The following is an 18,203-nucleotide window of genomic DNA, read 5'->3' as shown; positions in this document are numbered from 1 at the left end:
ATGAATACCTTAAATTGGAGTAAAAAGGAATTCGAAGTTTATGTACTTCTTTTCGCAGCTCATTGCAATCATTTTGAATCTCAAGAAGAGCAGGAATACATTTTAAGTAGGGTTGATGAAAATCTGTATAACAAAATTCATACAGAAGTTGTTATCGATTCTGAAGAAACAAATTTGAATAAAATTCAACAATATTTATCAGAAAATGATTTTTCACAGTCAGAAAAAGAAGCTTTAATTAAAGATATTAAAAATGTATTTTTTGCTGATGGTACAGTAGATGCTATAGAAAAGAAGATTTTTGCACTGCTTAAAAAAATTATAGATTAATTATTTAACAAAAATTTTCAGCTTTAGTTTTTGGTATAATTAAAATAAAAGTAAGATATTTGTAACAACAAAACAAGACATGACATTTATTCAAAATCATCATCATCATTTTTACAATTGCTCTCAAGCGATTTAAAAATGTATTGAATAAATTCAAGATATTTATAAACCTGTTTGAGCAAATCAAACAGGTTTTTATTTTTAAACCGAATTTGCTCAAACCAATTTTAATTAAAATTTAAAAATGAGTTATTTAAGAATTGCAGTACAAAAATCAGGAAGATTAAATGAAGATTCAATGAGAATCTTAAAAGACATTGGTATTTCTATAGACAATGGTAAAGATCAGTTAAAAGCAGCTGCTAGAGATTTTCCTGTAGAAGTATTTTATTTAAGAAATGGTGATATTCCTCAATATTTAAGAGATGGAGTAGTAGATGCAGCCATTATTGGCGAGAATGTTTTAATTGAAAAAGGGAGCGATTTAGATTTTGTAGAACGTTTAGGTTTTTCTAAATGTAAAGTATCAATTGCAGTTCCAAAAGATTCTAAAGCAAATTCTTTAAAAGATTTAGAAGGCAAAAGAATAGCAACTTCTTATCCAGAAACTGTAAAACAGTTTTTGAAAAAACAAAATATAGATGCTCAATTGCACATCATTAACGGTTCTGTAGAAATTGCGCCAAATATAGGGCTTGCAGATGGTATTTGTGATATTGTTTCAAGTGGTAGTACATTATTTAAAAACGGACTAAAGGAAATTGAAGTACTATTAAAATCTGAAGCTGTTTTAGCAGTCTCTCCTCAAATAGATGAAGAAAGAAAACAAATTTTGGAGAAAATACAATTTCGAATTCAGTCTGTTTTAAAAGCAAGAAACTCTAAGTATGTACTTTTAAATGCACCTAATAATAAATTGGATAAAATTTTAGATTTATTACCAGGTATGAGAAGTCCAACTGTATTGCCATTAGCAGAAGAAGGTTGGAGTTCAGTTCACACTGTAATCAGCAAGAATGATTTTTGGGAGATGATAGATGAGTTGAAAGCCAATGGTGCAGAAGGCATTTTGGTATGTCCAATAGAAAAAATGGTACTTTAATATTTTTACAATGAAGGTTATTTTAAATCCTAAAAAAGAAACTTGGTCTAAAATATTAGAAAGACCAACAAAAACTGTAGATGATATTGAAGCTTCAGTTTCTAAAATTTTTAAAGAAGTTCAAGAAACAGGAGATGATGCTGTTAATAAATATACCAAACAGTTTGATCAAATTCAGTTAGCCTCTAATTTGGTTTCTGAAGAAGAAGTAAAAAATGCAGCAAACAATGTTTCTGAAAGTTTAAAAACAGCTATTAATACTGCATATAATAATATTAGTAAGTTTCACGAGGCACAGAAAACAAGTAAGGTGGCTGTAGAAACTGCTGATGGTGTAAAATGTTGGCAAGAAAAAAGACCTATCCAAAAAGTAGGTTTATACATTCCAGGAGGCACAGCTCCTCTTTTTTCTACAGTGTTAATGTTAGCAATCCCTGCTCAAATTGCAGGTTGCAAAGAAATTGTCTTATGCTCACCACCAAATTCAGAAGGTGAGATCAATCCAGCCATATTATATACCGCTAATTTATGTGGTGTAACTCAAATAATTAAAGTTGGAGGTATACAAGCCATAGCTGGTTTGACTTTTGGTACTGCAAATATTCCACAAGTTTATAAAATTTTTGGACCAGGAAATCAATACGTAACAGTTGCTAAACAATTGGCTACAAAATTTGGTGTTGCCATAGATATGCCTGCAGGTCCTAGTGAATTGTTAGTAGTTGCAGATGATGCAGCTAAAGCAAGTTATGTAGCTTCAGATTTATTAAGCCAAGCAGAACATGGAGTAGATTCTCAAGTCATCCTGGTGTCAACTTCTCAACAATTGATTGATGATGTTGAAATTGAATTAAATACCCAAATTGAACAATTGTCTAGAAAAGAAATCGCTAAAATGGCCGTTGCAAATTCAAAATCTATTTTGGTTGATAATGATGAAATAGCATTAAATTTAATAAATGACTATGGTCCAGAACACTTTATAGTTTGTACTAAAGACAATGATTATTATATAGATAACATAGCAAATGCTGGTTCTGTTTTTATTGGTAATTATACTCCAGAAAGTGCAGGAGATTATGCTTCAGGAACAAACCATACATTACCAACAAACGGATTTTCTAAAGCCTATTCAGGTGTTAACCTAGATAGCTTTATGAAAAGTATTACGTTTCAAGAAATATCTAAAGAAGGAATTTTAAATATTGGTAATGCTATAGAAATTATGGCTGCAGCAGAAGGTTTAGATGCACACAAAAATGCGGTTACACTTCGTTTAAAAGATTTGCAATAATGAATGTTTTAGATTTAGTTAGAGATAATATTAAAAATATTAAACCTTATTCATCAGCTAGAGATGAATATAAAGATGCTACTTCAGAAAGTATGATTTTCTTAGATGCTAATGAAAATCCTTTCGAGAATGGTGTAAATCGTTATCCTGATCCTCAACAAAATGATGTAAAAGAAGTTTTGTCAACTATTAAAAATGTTGGTAAAGAAAATATTCTATTAGGTAATGGAAGTGATGAAGTTTTAGATCTAATATTCAGAGCCTTTTGTGAACCAAATCAGGATAATATCATCACATTACCACCAACTTATGGTATGTATAGTGTTTTGGCAAATATCAACTCAATTACAAATACAGAAGTGCTATTGTCATCAGATTTTCAACCTAAGGTTCAACAGATTTTAGAAGTTGCTAATGAACATAGTAAAATTTTGTTTTTATGTTCACCAAATAATCCTTCAGGAAATAGCTTTACAACAGAAAATGTAGAAGAATTACTGAACAAATTTAAAGGTTTAGTGGTTGTAGATGAGGCATATATTGATTTTTCAGATCAACAAAGTTGGTTAAATCGTTTAGAAGAATTTCCAAACTTAATAATTACTCAAACACTTTCTAAAGCTTATGGTTTAGCAGGTATTCGTTTAGGAGTTTGTTATGCATCTAAAGAAATTATTGCTGTTTTAAATTCAATAAAACCACCTTATAACGTTAATGAACTTACGCAACAAAGAGCTTACGAACGTTTAAATAATAAGGATGAAGTAGCTGCAGAAATTAAAGCAATTAAAATTGAAAGAGAAAAACTAATACAGTCTTTAGAGCTAATAAATTATGTAGATAAAATTTATCCTTCAGATTGTAATTTTGTTTTAGTAAAGGTAGATGATGCCACAAAAAGATATAATCAATTAATAAATTTGAGCATTGTAGTTAGAAATAGAACTACCCAACCTTTATGCGAAAATTGTTTAAGATTTACAGTTGGAACTGAGGAAGAAAACATAAGATTATTGAAAGCTTTAAAAGAATTACAAAATGGCTAAAAAAGTACTTTTTATAGATAGAGATGGAACTTTAGTATTAGAACCACCTGTAGATTATCAATTAGATAGTTTAGAAAAATTAGAATATTATCCAAGGGTATTTCAATATATGGCTAAAATAGCCAATGAGCTAGATTTTGAATTGGTAATGGTTACCAATCAAGATGGTTTGGGTACAACATCATTTCCTGAAGATACATTTTGGCCTGCTCAGAATAAAATTATCTCAGCATTTGAGAAAGAGGGAGTTGTGTTTTCTGAAGTTTGTATTGATAAAACTTTTCCTCATGAAAATGCGGAAACTCGCAAACCCAGAACAGGTTTGTTAACCAAATATTTTTCAGAAGAATATGATTTAGAAAATTCCTTTGTTTTAGGTGATAGAATTACAGATATGGAACTAGCAAAGAATTTAGGAGCAAAAGGTATTTATTTATCAGAGAACCCAGATTTAGGTGCAGATGAAATTGAAAGTTCGAAAAAAGAAATTATAGATGCAATTGCCTTAACAAGCACAGATTGGGCAAAAATTTATGAATTTTTAAAATTGCAAGATCGTGTTGCAGAAATCACTAGAAATACCAATGAAACTAAAATTTATATCAAACTAAATTTAGATGGTTCAGGTAAAAATGATATCGATACTGGTTTAAAATTTTTCGATCACATGTTAGATCAAATTGGTAGACATGGAAATATGGATTTAACCATTAAAGTTGATGGAGATTTAGAAGTAGATGAACACCACACAATAGAAGATACTATGATTGCTTTTGGAGAGTTGTTCAACAAAGCTCTAGGCAATAAATTAGGTATTGAAAGATATGGTTTTTGTTTACCTATGGATGATTGTTTAGCACAAGTTGCTGTAGATTTTGGAGGTAGAAATTGGTTGGAATGGGATGCAGAATTTAAACGAGAAATGATTGGTGACATGCCAACAGAAATGTTTTATCACTTGTTTAAATCATTCACAGATGGTGCTAAGTGCAATTTAAATATTAAAGCAGAAGGTGTAAATGAACACCACAAAATAGAAGGTATTTTTAAGGCTTTAGCAAAAGCGATGAAAATGGCAGTAAAAAGAGATGCTAATAAAATGTTTTTGCCCTCTACAAAAGGAATGTTATAAAAAGCCGTTAGCTTTTAGCTGTTCGCCAATAGCTAAAAGCCAATAGCAAAAAGAGATTAAATGAAATTAGTAATTATTGATTATGGTGCAGGAAACATTAAAAGCATTCAATTTGCTTTTAAAAGGTTAGGTGTAGAAGCTGTTTTATCAAATAATATTGAAGAAATTAAAGCTGCAGATAAAGTGATTTTTCCTGGTGTAGGTGAAGCAAGTTCAGCAATGCAAATGTTAATGGAAAGTGGTTTAGATAAGGTTATACCTACTTTAATACAACCTGTTTTGGGTATTTGTTTGGGTATGCAATTAATGTGTAATTCATCTGAAGAAGGCAATACCAAAGGTTTAGCAATTTTTGATGTAGCTATTAAGAAGTTTTCTAAAAATGTGAAAGTACCTCAAATGGGTTGGAATGTGATTTACAGTTTAAAATCTAACTTATTTAAAGGCATAAAAGAAAAAGAATTCATGTATTTGGTACACAGTTTTTATGCAGAAAATTGTAAGGAAGCTATAGCTACCACAGATTATGAAATAGAATATGCATCTGCATTACAAAAGGATAATTTTTACGGGGTACAATTTCATCCAGAGAAATCATCAAAAGCAGGTGAACAAATATTAAAGAACTTCTTAGAATTATAAAATGAGAATAATTCCAGCAATAGATATTATAGATGGTAAATGTGTTCGTTTAACAAAGGGCGATTACAACACCAAAAAAATATATAATGAGAATCCAATTGAGATCGCCAAAGAATTTGAAGATTCTGGTATAAAGTATTTACATGTGGTAGATTTAGATGGCGCAAAAGCAAGTGAAATCATCAATTATAAAGTACTAGAACAGATTGCAACAAAAACCAATTTAAAAATAGATTTTGGTGGTGGTTTAAAGTCTGATAAAGATTTAGAAATTGCTTTTAATTCTGGTGCAAACCAAATTACAGGTGGTAGCATTGCTGCTAAAAATCCGGCTATTTTTGAAAATTGGATTTCTAAATATGGTGCAGAGAAAATAATATTAGGTGCAGATTTTTATCCTGATACTTCAGGAGGAAAAATTGCAACCAATGGTTGGCAAGAAGAAAGTAGTTTGGCTTTAATTCCTTTTGTGGCTGATTACCAGAAAAAAGGAATTCAATATGTTATTTGCACAGATATTTCTAAAGATGGTATGTTGCAAGGCCCGAGTTTCGATGTTTATTCAGAGTTGTTGGCTTCTGTAAATCCTTTAAAACTAATTGCTTCTGGTGGTATTTCTACTTTTGAAGAAATTCCAAAATTAGCCGAGAATGGTTGTGAAGGTGTTATTATAGGCAAAGCCATTTATGAGAATAAAATCAGTTTAAAACAATTAGAACAATTTATCCTTAATAAATAGCCTTAAGCTATTAGCGTTTAGCACTTTGCTAAAAGTTAAAAGCCAAATGGCAAAAGCTATCATAATGTTAACAAAAAGAATTATTCCTTGTTTAGATATTAAAGACGGACGAACTGTAAAAGGTGTGAATTTCGTGAATTTAATTGATGCAGGAGACCCAGTAGTATTGGCAAAACAGTATGCAGATTTAGGTGCAGACGAACTTGTTTTTCTAGATATAGCTGCCACATTAGAAAATAGAGGCACAACTCTAGATATGGTTTTAAAAGTAGCAGAACAAGTTAATATTCCGTTTACTGTTGGTGGTGGAATTTCTTCTGTAGATCATGTAAATGCGCTATTAAAATGTGGTGCAGACAAGGTTTCTATAAATTCATCTGCAGTAAAAAGACCAGATTTAATCAATGAATTATCAGAAAAATTTGGTAGTCAATGTGTGGTTGTTGCCATAGATGCAAAGCAAGTTGATGGTGAATGGCTGGTTCATTTGGCTGGAGGTACAATTCCTACAGATATCAATCTTTTTGAATGGGCTAAGGAAGTTGAAAAACGAGGAGCAGGAGAAATTTTGTTTACATCCATGAATAATGATGGCACTAAAGCAGGTTTTGCAAACGAAGCTTTAGCAAAATTATCAACTGAATTAAATATACCAATTATAGCCTCTGGAGGTGCAGGTTCTGTACAGCATTTTATTGATACTTTTGTAGATGGTAAATCTGATGCTGCATTAGCTGCAAGTGTGTTTCATTTTGGTGAAATTCCTATTCCAGATTTAAAACAAGAATTAAAAGAAAATAATATTCCAATTCGATTATAAATACCAATTTAAAACTGATGACAATAGATTTTAATAAAAATAATGATGGGTTAGTGCCAGCAATCATACAAGATGCTACAACAAAAAATGTTTTGATGTTGGGGTATATGAATCAGGAAGCTTACAATAAAACCTTAAAAACCAATAAGGTTACTTTTTTTTCCAGATCTAAAAATAGATTATGGACTAAAGGTGAGGAAAGTGGAAATGTTTTACACTTGGTTGATATTAAGAATGATTGTGATAATGATTCATTACTTATTCAGGTAAATCCTAAAGGACCAACTTGTCATAAAGGTTCAGATACCTGTTGGAATGAGGAAAACACATCTAATTTCGGCTTTTTATCGACTTTAGAAAACGTAATTAGTGAGAGAGTTGCAAATAAAGAAACTAAGAAATCTTATGTAGCTAGCTTATTTGATAAAGGAATTAATAAAATTGCTCAAAAAGTAGGAGAGGAGGCTGTAGAAACAGTAATTGAAGCTATGGATAACAACGATGAGTTGTTTTTATACGAATCTGCAGATTTACTTTTTCATTATTTAATGTTACTGCAAGCTAAAGGCTTTACTTTAAAAGATATTGAAGCCGAATTAATAAAAAGACAGAAATAAAAAAAGCCTCACAATTGTGAGGCTTTTTTTTATTGTAATTAGTTTATAGTATCAATCTCTAAATTTTCATTGTCATCACTTCCTAAGCTATACAATTGATTCTCTTCATCTTTTAGAGATTTTTTAGAAGTTGATTTTGGTGTTTTTCTACCAGGTACATCTAATTCTTTTCCTATAAAATCTGGTTCGTTTACTTTGTTTTTGAGCAATTCATCATCACCATTATCATTTCTCAAATTACCTGCTTTATCACCTAAAGCTTGTAAATCATCTTTTGTAATTTCTGAATTGTAATCTATTTCTTTCTCTTTCATAATATTTTTTATTTACTGTTTACATAGAATGCATGTATTACTCCTGGTAACCAACCTAAAATGGTTAATAATAAATTAATCAAAAAATCTTTACCTAGACCTTTATTTAAAAATACGGCTAATGGTGGTAATAAAATGCTTATTAAAATTGTTAAAATTGACATATTGTTTGTTTTTTAGTTTCTGATACAAAATTAAACAACAAGCAACGTTGGTTTTGTCTTAAAAGATTTTAATCTTAACTCTTTTAAAAACATGATTTATAATCTATTGAAATGTAGTTGTTTAAGCATAAGGATTAAAGTAATCATTTAATTATTGTATTTTTCAAATAGAATAAACGCTCACAAAAGTGTGAGCGTTTTCCAATTAGAAGTAAAATAGAAAGTTTAATACTCGTTCATTAGAATAACTTTCAAATTCGGAAATCTTGTTTTAAGTTCCTTCTCTAATCCTATAACATGAGCTGCACCAACAACAACTAAGTTTTTGTATTTATCTGAATTCTCAATTTGATTACCAATATTATTTGCCATTCGCATATTTCTTTCATTCCAATATTTTCTTCCTTCTTTGCATCCTGCTGTATCTTCTACCACATAGCTAAAAGAACTCATTGTATGCAATCTATTTAAAGATTTTCTATTATTGGTATGTTTACCTAGCTTTCTAAACACAGCTGGTAAAATTGCTGAATTGTAATCTTTTTTATACAATTTAGAATTGGCTGCATTATTTCCATTTTCACTTCCTTCTCTAGCACATTTATTCCAAGCCTTATGATAAATTCCATTTGTTTGTTGATCATCCATATTTGTAACCTTAAGGTTTTGGTGTATGGCCAGTTTGTAAGTTAAATCTCCATCTTCATGTCTAGTAGGTTTTTTAGCACCTTGCATACCATAATTTTTAATATAGGTCATCAATTCATAATTACCATTATCTCTTTTGTAGATATAAGATTTGATTAAGTAATCAATTTCTGTTGATGTTAGTGCTTCAAATTTTTTGGCTGAAAGTGTTTCAAATTTATTAACTTCAAACTTAAAATTGGATTTCATTTCTTCAGACATTTTATAAAACTCTTTATAGTTTTTAGACCAACCATTTTTAAGATAGTTCCAAGAAATACTATCATTTGGCATTGGTGATTCTACAAAAATTGCTTCAGGATTGTATTTTTTTGCAAAACGTAACATAGGTTTGTAGCTATGTTTTACAATTTTTGGCACTGTGTGCATTGTACCAATAATTACAACTTCTTTTTGATTTTCTTGTGCAACTAAATTAAAAATAGATACTAATAATAAAGTAAAAAGAGTGATTCTAGATTTCATAATGATGTTTTTAATGATTAAACTTTCTGATACAAAACTAGAAAGTAATCAAGCGAAAACTCAATAAATAAAGGCGATTGGGGTGAAATACAGCTATTCTGTGGTAGAATTCAAAATCGCTTTTACATCATTTTGATAGGTTCTAGAGACTGGCACTTCTATGTGGTGAAATAACAATACAAACAATTTACTTTTTTCTGTTTTCCATTGTAAAAAATGAAAAGGATTAATCAAATAAGAACGATGTGTTCTTAAAAGCGAAGGAAACTCATCAGCAACTGCAGATAATTTATTTCTAATTAGACTCTTTTTAATATCTCCATTAGATTTGTAAAAAACTTCTACATAATTGTCTGAAGATTTAATACAAACAATATCATTAAAAAATAAGCGTAAGCCTTCATAATTGCCTTCTCCATTAATCTCTATCTTTTTTGCTTCAGTTTGCTTGTTTTTATATTTTCCAAATGCAAATCTTCCAAAAATAATAATAGGCAAAATGGTTGCTAGAGCAGGTAGTATAATTCCAGTTAAATGATATTGTAAAGAATAAGGATTTCTGTCAGGTTGAACAACGTATAAATAAAAAAGTCTTGCTGCTATAATTGCTACAAAAACAAAAATGATTAGAAATAAAAGTTCTGTTTTTACATACCAATTTTTATCATTTTTGTAATATAAATAACGCTGAATAGGCAAGAACAGAGAATAACAGGTTGCGCCTAACAATCCATACAAAGGCAAATAAATCAGTTTTTCTGTATTTCCAAATTCGTTAACATCTAAAGGTTCTGTAAAGTATAAGAATATAAAAATCCATAAAGCTAAACCTAAAGCAATAATAAAGTGATGCTTTAAAGAAGAGTCAAAAGGATATTTTTGATGTAACAACACGTTTTTTTAAGGTCAATAGCTAATCAAATATAACTAAATATAAACATTCTGCTTTATTAATCTTTTAGAACTTTTTTAGTAGTATTTTTGACATCTAAATTAAGAGAAACTGAAAAATTCTAAGGTTTTAATCATACTTTCATTCATCTCCATTTATGTTATTTGGGGCTCTACTTATTTATTCAATAAAATAGCAGTTACAGAATTACCACCATTCTTTTTAGCTTCTATTCGTTTTTTTGTAGCAGGAATTTTAATGATTATCATGGCTTTAATTTTAAAGCATCCTTTAAAAATATCAAAAAAGCAAATTCTAAATTCTGCAATAGCATCTTTTTTCTTTCTGGTGTATGGTAATGGAGTTTTTGTTTGGGCATTAAGATATGTAGATAGTGGCTTTGGTGCTTTAATAGCATCTACTCAACCTCTATTTGTATTGTTTTTGTTAAGATTGATGGACAGAAAACCTTTTCAAAAGAAATCTATTATTGGAGTTATTTTGGGCATGTTTGGAATGTATCTTTTGGTTAGTCAAAAAGAATTGGTGACCTCAGAAGATACTTTGTTAGGTATTTTTATGATGCTAACGTGTGTTTTAAGCTGGAGTTATGGTAGTGTTTTTGTTTCTAAAGCAGATTTGCCCAAAAGCTTTTTAGTAACTACTGGTTATCAAATGTTGGTGGCAGGTGTTTGTTTGGTTTTAATGAGTCTTGGTTTTAATGAAACTTGGATTTCACCTATTAATTGGAGTGTAGAAGTTAAAATAGCAATGTCTTTATTAGTGGTTTTCGGAGGAATTATCGCATTTACGGCCTTTAATTATTTATTAAAAAAAGTGAGCCCCGAAAAAGTATCTACTTCTGCATACGTAAATCCTGTAATTGCACTTTTTATGGGTTGGTATTTTTTAGACGAAAAACTTAGTGCACAATCGATTGTTGCATCTTGTATTTTACTTACGGGTGTTTATTTTATTACTTCAAGAAAAAGAAAGTAAATCACTTATTTATAGTGTTTTTTACTTGAATAAGACTTAAAATTAGATTTGAATATTTCTAATAAATATTATTTAAAATCAAAAATCTAATTATACCACAACATTAATACAACATTAACTTAATTTTAAAATTTAGATTGATAATAAAACTTTCTTAAGCCCTTGTAATTGTTGATTAATTAATAAATTATAAAAATAATTAGTATTTGTATACTTTTTATGCATGTAAATTATATTAATGATAAATAGTTATAAAGTAATTTGGAAAAAATTAATTCTAAATTCTTATATAATGAAAAAAATTACATTCTTAATTTTATTAATAACTTCTACAGTGATTTCTGCACAGAATGGAACTGTAGATTTTGAATCTGGAGGCCAAGGTGATAGTTGGACTTGGACTGTAGATCAAAATGATTCCAATCCTGCTTTAGAAATTGTAGATAATCCTAACACAGCAGGATTAAATACATCTGCTAAAGTGGCTAAGTTTACAGCAAAAGCTGCTGGAAATGATTGGGCACTAGTAATTAGTGATGATATTGGTTCTTTTACGTTCGATGATACCAACAGTCTTGTAAAACTAATGGTAAGAAAAGATATTGCATCAAATGTAGGTGTAAAATTCGAAGGGCCAGGAGGTGTTTTTAAAGAAATTAAAGTGGCTAATTCAGTTACCAATGGTGATTGGGAAGAGTTAACTTTTGATTTTAAAACAGAAATTGGGGTTACCTACAACAAATTAGTAATCATTCCAGATTTTGATGCAAGAAGTCAAGATAACATTGTTTATTTCGATAATTTAAGTTTTAATGCACAACCAGCAGATACTGTTAATTATAATCTAGAGCCAATTGATTTTGAAGATGATGGTTTTGGTGCTAACTTCACTTGGACTGTAGATCAAAATGATTCAAATCCTCCATTAGAAATTGTAGCTAATCCTAAAACTGATGGAGCAAATACTTCAGCTAAAGTAGCAAAGTTTACAGCAAAAGATGCTGGTAATGATTGGGCTCTTGTGATTAGTGACGATGTTGGTTCTTTTACTTTTGATGATACAAATAGTATTGTTAAAATAATGGTGAAAAAAGATGTAGCCTCAGATGTTGGTGTAAAGTTTGAAGGCCCAGCAAATGCTGCTAAAGAAATTAAAGTAGCTAACTCTGTTACTAATGGAGATTGGGAAGAGTTAACTTTTGATTTTACATCAGAAATTGGAGTTACTTATAATAAATTAGTAATTATTCCAGATTTTGCAGCAAGAAGTCAAGATAACATTGTTTATTTCGATAATTTAACGTTTAACGCAAAAGCAGATGACACTAATAATGGTAATGATAATACTAATGTTGTAACAGTAGATCCTGCAGCAGCTTGGATAGGTTACATGACTGTAACAAACACAAGTGATGGTTTTGAATTTCAAGACTTCTGGGGATTTGCAGATTTAAAGTCATCTTTTGATGGACAGAACATAGTGTTGCAACCTAATTTCAGTACATATGCAGCAGCATTAAATGGTAATGATAATGATAAAGCTTATTGGACAAATTCTTCTGATGGAGGTGCAACAGCTGGTGATAAAGGGAATAAAAACATGCAAGCGTCTAGTTTTGTAGAACCTGGAGACACTTTTAATGGGAAAGATTTAACTTTTCAAGGAACAATCAGCGCAAATACACTTAGTTCTGATTATACAGCAAAGTTTTTCATTAAAGCATTAGACCCAAGTAATAGTTATATTGATGTATTTAATGGTAGTAAAGTTATGGATTTACCAGCAAGTGGTAACTTTTCTATATCAGCTACAGCAGCTGAATTGCCTGCAGGTTTAGTAATTCAATATGGTTTTGAAATTAAAGGTCTTAATGCAAATCCAGATGATGAAACTGCTTTAGGTAGCATTATTATAGAACCAAATAATACTTCTACTTTAAGTACAGAAACTATAAATCAAATTACGGTAAGTGCTTATCCAAATCCTTCTAAATCTAATTGGACAATTAGTACTCAAGATTCAAATATAGAAACTATTGAAGTATATAATTTACTAGGCAAAAAAGTTTTTGTATCAACAGAAATTGGAAATAGAACAGTTATCAATTCTAATGGCTTAAGCCAAGGAGTTTATTTAGCTAAAATCAAAACAGATAGAGGCCAAACGACTTTAAAGCTAATAAAAGAATAAACATTCAAATTCAACATAATCTAAAAGGATGATCTTTAAAGGTCATCCTTTTTTGTTTCTATCAACAGTAAATTAAATACAGAAATATTTATAAGCTCTACAATCTTCTTAAAAATCTGTTAAGAGTTCAAAAGAGTTCATCTTAATAGCATTTAAGCAAACCAAAACTCCAGTTTTAGAATAATTTTATATCAATATTAATTTAAAACAAAATAAGATGACAATTAATTTCGAATATCATGATGTTGAAGGTAGTGAAAGATTAGAGGCATATACCACAGAAAAATTAGAAAAATTATATAATAAATTCCAAATGATTGTGAGAGCAGATGTTTTCTTTAAAACAGAAAACACATCTTCAGATAATACAGGTATGATTTGTAATATTAGATTAAGTGTTCCTGGACCGCGTTTATTTGCAGAGGCTAGTCACGATAATTTTATCAGTTCTATTAACGAATCTGTAAAAGATTTAGACACACAGTTAACTAAGAAAAAAGATAAAATGTCTACTTATTAATCACAGATAATTAGAATATTAATCTTTAAATAAATTAAAATGACAAAAGAATTTTTATTACAGAACTTTAATAATATAACAGATTTACCATTAACTAATAGAGTTGTAATGGCACCTATGACTAGAAGTCGTGCAAATAATAAAGGTAATGTACCTACAAATGATTTACATGGTTTGTATTATGAACAAAGAGCCTCTGCTGGTTTAATTATCACAGAAGGTTCTCAGGTATCAGAAAGGGCAGTAGGTTATATCAACACACCAGGAATTCATTCTCAAGAACAAGTTGAAGGATGGAAAAAAGTAACAGAAAGAGTTCATGCTAAGGGAGGTAAAATATTTATTCAGCTATGGCATGTAGGTCGAATTTCGCACCCAGATTTTCATAATGGAGATTTGCCTTTAGCCCCATCTGCTTTGAACGCTAATGTAACTGTCTATACTCCAGAAGGAGAAAAAGATACTGTTACACCAAAAGCAATGAGTAAAGAAGATATTAATCAAACTATAGAAGATTTTAAAAATGCAGCTTCAAATGCAATAAAGGCTGGTTTTGATGGAGTTGAAATACATTCTTCAAACGGATATTTATTTCATCAGTTTTTTAACAAATCTTCTAATGTAAGAGATGACGAGTATGGAGGAAATATTGAAAATAGAGCGCGTTTCTTCTTTGAAGTTTTAGATGCTGTAAAAGAGGCAATTCCAGAAAAGAAAATAGGAGTAAGGTTTAACCCTTCTTTGCATGGTATTTTTGGAATGGAGATGGATGATGAAACCATAGCAACATTTGAATATATTATGAAAAGGTTGAACGATTACAAATTAGCATATGTTCATTTATCAGAACCATTCAATGATGTTTCAGACGTTAAATATGCAGTACAAAATATTGCAGAACATTTTAGACCAATCTACAATGGTACTATTATCATTAACTCAGGATTTGATCAAAAGTCTGCAAATAAAGTGTTAGAAGAAGGTTATGCAGATTTAGTCGCGTTTGGAAAACCATATATATCTAATCCAGATTTGGTAGAAAGATTTGGCAGAAATCAAGATTTAGCAGATTGGAATCAAGATACATTTTATACTCCAGGACCAGAAGGTTACACAGATTACCCAAAATTAGAAGAAAATAAATAAAAAATAAATTATGATTAAACCAAGAGAAAAAGCACCAGAATTAAAAATTAACTTAGTAAATGATACAAAATGGAGTTTGTCTGAACAAAACCCAGAAAACTTTACATTGATAATATTTTATAGAGGATTGCATTGCCCAGTTTGTAAAAAACAGTTGGAACAATTGAAAAAGAAAATGAACGATTTTACAGAGAGAGGTGTAAACTTAATATCCATTAGTGCAGATTCAGAAGAAAGAGCAAAGAAAGCTTATAAAGAATGGGATTTAGAATCTTTACCAATAGGTTTCGAATTCTCAATTGAAGAAGGTAGAAAATGGGGCTTATTTGTTTCAAAAGGAATAAGTGATAAGGAACCTGATACTTTCTTAGAGCCAGGCTTATTTTTAATTGATAAAGATCAAAAAGTTTATTGGCAATCAATACAATCTATGCCTTTTGGAAGACCAGAATTTAGAGATGTTTTAAATGGAATAGATTATATTTTAAAAGAAGGATACCCTGCAAGAGGTGAAGCCTAATTTTAGATAAATTGTAAAAAAAATTAATAGAGATAGAGAACAATCTTTATACATCACTGATATTAAAGGTTTAATAATTTGTTTCTGTTAATTTTTTTTATTTATATTTGTTAATAACTTTTAAATTTTAACCCCTTATGTTAAACCCTAATTTGACAGCTCAAGAGCAGTCTGTACTCAAGGCAGTACAAGCAGAACACCTAACCAGTTTCGAAATTCTTAAAAAAGTAGAAGATGTTTCTATGATATTATCATTGTATAATATTTTAGATCAACTAAACAACAAAGGTGTAATTAAAAGCTACATGAAGCAAGATCTTAAGTATCATTATGCAGCTTAAATACACTTTGTATTAAAATCTTTAAAAACGTTGTTAATCTTAATTGGTATGTTAACAACGTTTTTTTATGCTTTAAAGTTTGTCTTTGATTACAACTCATCTATGCTTTTTCTTAGGTAATCGAAAACATAATCAAATAAAGCTATATATAATTTACTTTTAATGAAAATTAATAAAACTTATGGCCAATATAGAATTATCACGATTAGAAGAATCTGTATTAAATATGGTTAAAGAAAACCATTTAACCAGTTTCGAAATTCTTAAAAAAGTAGAAGATGTTTCTATGATATTATCATTGTATAATATTTTAGATCAACTAAACAACAAAGGCGCAATTAAAAGCTATATGAAACAAGATCTTAAGTATCATTATGCAGCTTAAATACACTTTGTATTAAAATTTTTATAAACGTTGTTAATCTTAATTGGTATGTTAACAACGTTTTTTTATGCTTTAAATTCTGATTTTTAGCTGAATAGCATTTAATTTTGTACATTAGTCAAAAAAGAAAATGAAAAAGCAAGACCTATCAGCTATAGAACATTCTGTTTTAAAAGCAATTCAAGAAAAAGCACTTACAAGTTTTGAGATTCTAGATAAAGTAGAAAACTTAGATATGATATTACCTCTTTATTCTGTTTTAGACAATTTAAACGATAAAGGAGTTTTGAAAAGTTATATTTCTAATGATATTAAATATCATATAGCTCAATAACTTTGGGCATAAAAAAAGGCCTGCATCAGCAAGCCTTTCTCATTCGTTTAAGTTTTTTTATTTTTTTAACGAATCGTATAATTTTTCTGCAACTAATTTAGATGATGCAGGGTTTTGACCTGTAATTAGCAAGCCATCTTGAATGGCATGTTCTGCCCAATCCTCTTTTTTAGAATATATTCCACCATTTTCTTGCAACATATCTTCTACCAAAAATGGTACAACATCAACTAAGTTTACAGCTTCTTCTTCAGAATTTGTAAAACCAGTTACATTTTTACCTTTTACTAAGTATTCACCATTTTGTGTTTTTACATTTTTTAAAGCAGCTGGTGCATGACATACAAACGATACTGGTTTATTTTGCGCATAAAAGGTTTCAATTAAAGTAATTGATTCTGCATCATTTTCAAGATCCCATAAAGGACCATGACCTCCAGGATAAAATACTGCATCAAAATCTGAAGGATTCATCTCTGCCAATTTATGCGTGTTATTTATTAAATGCTGAGCATTCTCATCCCTTTTAAAACGTTTTGTGTCTTCTGTACTTGCGTCTTTAGTGTCACTACTAGGGTCAATTGGCGCTTTTCCTCCTTTAGGAGTAGCCAATGTAATTTCTGCTCCTTTATCTAATAAAGTATAATATGGACCTGCAAATTCTTCAATCCAGAAACCAGTCTTTTTACCTGTGTCACCTAATTGATCATGTGATGTTAATACAAATAATATTTTCATTTTGTTGTTTATTTTTAGTTCTAACAAAATTAAGTCTCATTAAATAGTAGGATTAACTCACATCAAAAATTTATGAACGCTATTCAAAAGTTTTATACCTCAATCATTAATTGATAGGCATTCTTCAAAGCTTATTTTAAACTAAATTTAATTACATTCGTTTTATGAAAAGAGTTCTTGTATTATTTGCCCATCCAAAATTTGAGAAATCGAATGTGAATAAGGTTTTAATTGATGAAATAAACGGATTAGAAAATGTCACTGTTCATGATTTGTATGAAGAATATCCAGATTTCCATATAGATATAAATCGTGAAAAACAGCTCTTAGAAAATCACGATATTATTATTTGGCATCATCCATTTTATTGGTATAGTTGTCCGCCTTTAATGAAACAATGGATAGATCTTGTTCTTGAATTCAATTGGGCTTATGGTCCTCAAGGAGATGCTTTAAATGGTAAGATTTGTTTGAATACAATTACAACAGGTGGTTCTAAAGAAATGTATTGTTCAGAAGGTAATAACAGTTTTACTATTGGACAGTTTTTAAGACCTTTTGAGCAAACAGCGGTTTTATGTGGTATGATTTATTATCCACCTTTTACAGTAATGGGTACACACAAAATTAAAGAAGAAAAATTGCTTGTTGCTAAAGAGAAATACAGCAAAATTTTAAATTTATTGCAAGAGGGCTTAAGTTTAAATGAATTTGATAATTCTGCATTTTTAAATGAAATACCACAACTTAATTATTAAACAAAA

Annotated in this window: 23 protein-coding genes; 18 read left to right on the top strand and 5 right to left on the bottom strand. The window is 29.6% G+C overall.

The genetic code is table 11. From position 1 onward, the window contains the following. The 9 genes from V7R38_RS10000 to hisIE all read left to right on the top strand — a co-directional run bounded on the left by V7R38_RS10000 (position 1) and on the right by hisIE (position 7,722). Positions 1 to 330: a hypothetical protein gene (locus V7R38_RS10000; RefSeq protein WP_334058055.1), complete on the top strand. Its 330-nt coding sequence runs from the start codon at positions 1 to 3 to the stop codon at positions 328 to 330. A gap of 244 nt (positions 331 to 574) precedes the next feature. Next, entirely contained in the window at positions 575 to 1,432 is an 858-nt protein-coding gene (gene hisG, locus V7R38_RS09995) for an ATP phosphoribosyltransferase (protein WP_334058053.1), read from the top strand. Positions 1,433 to 1,442: 10 nt separating this feature from the next. Next, on the top strand, positions 1,443 to 2,726 hold the full coding sequence (gene hisD, locus V7R38_RS09990) for a histidinol dehydrogenase (RefSeq protein ID WP_334058051.1): 1,284 nt from the start codon (positions 1,443 to 1,445) through the stop codon (positions 2,724 to 2,726). Continuing rightward, on the top strand, positions 2,726 to 3,772 hold the full coding sequence (gene hisC / locus V7R38_RS09985) for a histidinol-phosphate transaminase (RefSeq protein WP_334058049.1): 1,047 nt from the start codon (positions 2,726 to 2,728) through the stop codon (positions 3,770 to 3,772). Before hisD ends, hisC begins: the two co-directional genes overlap by 1 nt. Further along, positions 3,765 to 4,904: a bifunctional histidinol-phosphatase/imidazoleglycerol-phosphate dehydratase HisB gene (gene hisB, locus V7R38_RS09980; RefSeq protein WP_334058047.1), complete on the top strand. Its 1,140-nt coding sequence runs from the start codon at positions 3,765 to 3,767 to the stop codon at positions 4,902 to 4,904. Before hisC ends, hisB begins: the two co-directional genes overlap by 8 nt. A gap of 60 nt (positions 4,905 to 4,964) precedes the next feature. Continuing rightward, positions 4,965 to 5,546 (top strand): imidazole glycerol phosphate synthase subunit HisH, encoded by a 582-nt coding sequence (gene hisH / locus V7R38_RS09975; protein WP_334058045.1) that lies wholly within the window; start codon positions 4,965 to 4,967, stop codon positions 5,544 to 5,546. A gap of 1 nt (position 5,547) precedes the next feature. Continuing rightward, positions 5,548 to 6,285 (top strand): 1-(5-phosphoribosyl)-5-[(5-phosphoribosylamino)methylideneamino]imidazole-4-carboxamide isomerase, encoded by a 738-nt coding sequence (gene hisA, locus V7R38_RS09970; protein WP_334058043.1) that lies wholly within the window; start codon positions 5,548 to 5,550, stop codon positions 6,283 to 6,285. Between the two features lie 64 nt (positions 6,286 to 6,349). Beyond that, on the top strand, positions 6,350 to 7,105 hold the full coding sequence (gene hisF, locus V7R38_RS09965) for an imidazole glycerol phosphate synthase subunit HisF (RefSeq protein ID WP_334058658.1): 756 nt from the start codon (positions 6,350 to 6,352) through the stop codon (positions 7,103 to 7,105). Positions 7,106 to 7,122: 17 nt separating this feature from the next. Further along, complete coding sequence (gene hisIE / locus V7R38_RS09960) at positions 7,123 to 7,722, top strand: bifunctional phosphoribosyl-AMP cyclohydrolase/phosphoribosyl-ATP diphosphatase HisIE (RefSeq protein ID WP_334058041.1); 600 nt, start codon at positions 7,123 to 7,125, stop codon at positions 7,720 to 7,722. A gap of 38 nt (positions 7,723 to 7,760) precedes the next feature. On the opposite strand, the gene V7R38_RS09955 is transcribed toward hisIE, so the two are convergent. From V7R38_RS09955 to V7R38_RS09940, 4 genes are all read right to left on the bottom strand, one after another. Continuing rightward, positions 7,761 to 8,036, bottom strand: coding sequence for a hypothetical protein (locus V7R38_RS09955; RefSeq protein WP_334058039.1), 276 nt, complete (start codon positions 8,034 to 8,036; stop codon positions 7,761 to 7,763). A gap of 8 nt (positions 8,037 to 8,044) precedes the next feature. Then, on the bottom strand, positions 8,045 to 8,200 hold the full coding sequence (locus V7R38_RS09950; protein ID WP_015480186.1) for a YqaE/Pmp3 family membrane protein: 156 nt from the start codon (positions 8,198 to 8,200) through the stop codon (positions 8,045 to 8,047). Between the two features lie 225 nt (positions 8,201 to 8,425). Then, positions 8,426 to 9,373, bottom strand: coding sequence for a hypothetical protein (locus V7R38_RS09945; RefSeq protein ID WP_334058037.1), 948 nt, complete (start codon positions 9,371 to 9,373; stop codon positions 8,426 to 8,428). 93 nt (positions 9,374 to 9,466) lie between these two features. Then, on the bottom strand, positions 9,467 to 10,267 hold the full coding sequence (locus V7R38_RS09940) for a LytTR family DNA-binding domain-containing protein (RefSeq protein WP_334058036.1): 801 nt from the start codon (positions 10,265 to 10,267) through the stop codon (positions 9,467 to 9,469). A 109-nt stretch (positions 10,268 to 10,376) separates the two neighbouring features. Between V7R38_RS09940 and V7R38_RS09935 the strand changes: the two genes are divergently transcribed. From V7R38_RS09935 to V7R38_RS09900, 8 genes are all read left to right on the top strand, one after another. Next, the gene (locus tag V7R38_RS09935; RefSeq protein ID WP_334058657.1) at positions 10,377 to 11,264 is read left to right on the top strand and encodes an EamA family transporter; all 888 of its coding nucleotides are present in this window, start codon (positions 10,377 to 10,379) and stop codon (positions 11,262 to 11,264) included. A 292-nt stretch (positions 11,265 to 11,556) separates the two neighbouring features. Beyond that, positions 11,557 to 13,455 (top strand): T9SS type A sorting domain-containing protein, encoded by a 1,899-nt coding sequence (locus V7R38_RS09930; protein ID WP_334058035.1) that lies wholly within the window; start codon positions 11,557 to 11,559, stop codon positions 13,453 to 13,455. Positions 13,456 to 13,672: 217 nt separating this feature from the next. After that, complete coding sequence (hpf, locus tag V7R38_RS09925) at positions 13,673 to 13,975, top strand: ribosome hibernation-promoting factor, HPF/YfiA family (RefSeq protein ID WP_015480191.1); 303 nt, start codon at positions 13,673 to 13,675, stop codon at positions 13,973 to 13,975. 39 nt (positions 13,976 to 14,014) lie between these two features. Continuing rightward, entirely contained in the window at positions 14,015 to 15,121 is a 1,107-nt protein-coding gene (locus V7R38_RS09920; protein ID WP_334058034.1) for an alkene reductase, read from the top strand. 10 nt (positions 15,122 to 15,131) lie between these two features. Next, positions 15,132 to 15,641, top strand: a complete 510-nt coding sequence (locus V7R38_RS09915) for a redoxin domain-containing protein (protein ID WP_334058033.1) — start codon at positions 15,132 to 15,134, stop codon at positions 15,639 to 15,641. A gap of 137 nt (positions 15,642 to 15,778) precedes the next feature. After that, positions 15,779 to 15,982, top strand: a complete 204-nt coding sequence (locus tag V7R38_RS09910; protein WP_015480194.1) for a hypothetical protein — start codon at positions 15,779 to 15,781, stop codon at positions 15,980 to 15,982. A 181-nt stretch (positions 15,983 to 16,163) separates the two neighbouring features. After that, entirely contained in the window at positions 16,164 to 16,367 is a 204-nt protein-coding gene (locus V7R38_RS09905) for a hypothetical protein (RefSeq protein ID WP_334058032.1), read from the top strand. A gap of 130 nt (positions 16,368 to 16,497) precedes the next feature. Next, positions 16,498 to 16,701 (top strand): hypothetical protein, encoded by a 204-nt coding sequence (locus V7R38_RS09900; RefSeq protein ID WP_334058031.1) that lies wholly within the window; start codon positions 16,498 to 16,500, stop codon positions 16,699 to 16,701. 57 nt (positions 16,702 to 16,758) lie between these two features. Here V7R38_RS09900 and V7R38_RS09895 read toward each other — a convergent pair whose 3' ends face one another. Continuing rightward, positions 16,759 to 17,439: a type 1 glutamine amidotransferase domain-containing protein gene (locus V7R38_RS09895; protein WP_334058030.1), complete on the bottom strand. Its 681-nt coding sequence runs from the start codon at positions 17,437 to 17,439 to the stop codon at positions 16,759 to 16,761. Positions 17,440 to 17,603: 164 nt separating this feature from the next. On the opposite strand from V7R38_RS09895, the gene V7R38_RS09890 reads away from it, so the two are divergent. Next, positions 17,604 to 18,197 (top strand): NAD(P)H-dependent oxidoreductase, encoded by a 594-nt coding sequence (locus V7R38_RS09890; protein WP_334058029.1) that lies wholly within the window; start codon positions 17,604 to 17,606, stop codon positions 18,195 to 18,197. Positions 18,198 to 18,203 lie beyond the last annotated feature (6 nt).

Source organism: Polaribacter sp. P097 (assembly GCF_036864555.1).
In the GTDB taxonomy this organism is placed as follows: Bacteria; Bacteroidota; Bacteroidia; order Flavobacteriales; family Flavobacteriaceae; genus Polaribacter.
The sequence above is the reverse complement of the archived record's forward strand: the minus strand, read 5'-3'. Positions and strand labels throughout refer to the sequence as shown.

Bases quoted from the DNA above. Each gene is read 5' to 3' on its own strand.
- V7R38_RS09945 (WP_334058037.1), bottom strand. From the start codon at position 9,373: ATGAAATCTAGAATCACTCTTTTTACTTTATTATTAGTATCTATTTTT.
- V7R38_RS10000 (WP_334058055.1), top strand. From the start codon at position 1: ATGAATACCTTAAATTGGAGTAAAAAGGAATTCGAAGTTTATGTACTT.
- V7R38_RS09910 (WP_015480194.1), top strand. From the start codon at position 15,779: ATGTTAAACCCTAATTTGACAGCTCAAGAGCAGTCTGTACTCAAGGCA.
- hisIE (WP_334058041.1), top strand. From the start codon at position 7,123: ATGACAATAGATTTTAATAAAAATAATGATGGGTTAGTGCCAGCAATC.
- hisD (WP_334058051.1), top strand. From the start codon at position 1,443: ATGAAGGTTATTTTAAATCCTAAAAAAGAAACTTGGTCTAAAATATTA.
- V7R38_RS09895 (WP_334058030.1), bottom strand. From the start codon at position 17,439: ATGAAAATATTATTTGTATTAACATCACATGATCAATTAGGTGACACA.
- hisB (WP_334058047.1), top strand. From the start codon at position 3,765: ATGGCTAAAAAAGTACTTTTTATAGATAGAGATGGAACTTTAGTATTA.
- V7R38_RS09915 (WP_334058033.1), top strand. From the start codon at position 15,132: ATGATTAAACCAAGAGAAAAAGCACCAGAATTAAAAATTAACTTAGTA.
- V7R38_RS09930 (WP_334058035.1), top strand. From the start codon at position 11,557: ATGAAAAAAATTACATTCTTAATTTTATTAATAACTTCTACAGTGATT.
- V7R38_RS09900 (WP_334058031.1), top strand. From the start codon at position 16,498: ATGAAAAAGCAAGACCTATCAGCTATAGAACATTCTGTTTTAAAAGCA.
- V7R38_RS09955 (WP_334058039.1), bottom strand. From the start codon at position 8,036: ATGAAAGAGAAAGAAATAGATTACAATTCAGAAATTACAAAAGATGAT.
- V7R38_RS09920 (WP_334058034.1), top strand. From the start codon at position 14,015: ATGACAAAAGAATTTTTATTACAGAACTTTAATAATATAACAGATTTA.
- hisF (WP_334058658.1), top strand. From the start codon at position 6,350: ATGTTAACAAAAAGAATTATTCCTTGTTTAGATATTAAAGACGGACGA.
- hisC (WP_334058049.1), top strand. From the start codon at position 2,726: ATGAATGTTTTAGATTTAGTTAGAGATAATATTAAAAATATTAAACCT.
- hpf (WP_015480191.1), top strand. From the start codon at position 13,673: ATGACAATTAATTTCGAATATCATGATGTTGAAGGTAGTGAAAGATTA.
- hisH (WP_334058045.1), top strand. From the start codon at position 4,965: ATGAAATTAGTAATTATTGATTATGGTGCAGGAAACATTAAAAGCATT.
- V7R38_RS09950 (WP_015480186.1), bottom strand. From the start codon at position 8,200: ATGTCAATTTTAACAATTTTAATAAGCATTTTATTACCACCATTAGCC.
- hisA (WP_334058043.1), top strand. From the start codon at position 5,548: ATGAGAATAATTCCAGCAATAGATATTATAGATGGTAAATGTGTTCGT.
- V7R38_RS09890 (WP_334058029.1), top strand. From the start codon at position 17,604: ATGAAAAGAGTTCTTGTATTATTTGCCCATCCAAAATTTGAGAAATCG.
- V7R38_RS09905 (WP_334058032.1), top strand. From the start codon at position 16,164: ATGGCCAATATAGAATTATCACGATTAGAAGAATCTGTATTAAATATG.
- hisG (WP_334058053.1), top strand. From the start codon at position 575: ATGAGTTATTTAAGAATTGCAGTACAAAAATCAGGAAGATTAAATGAA.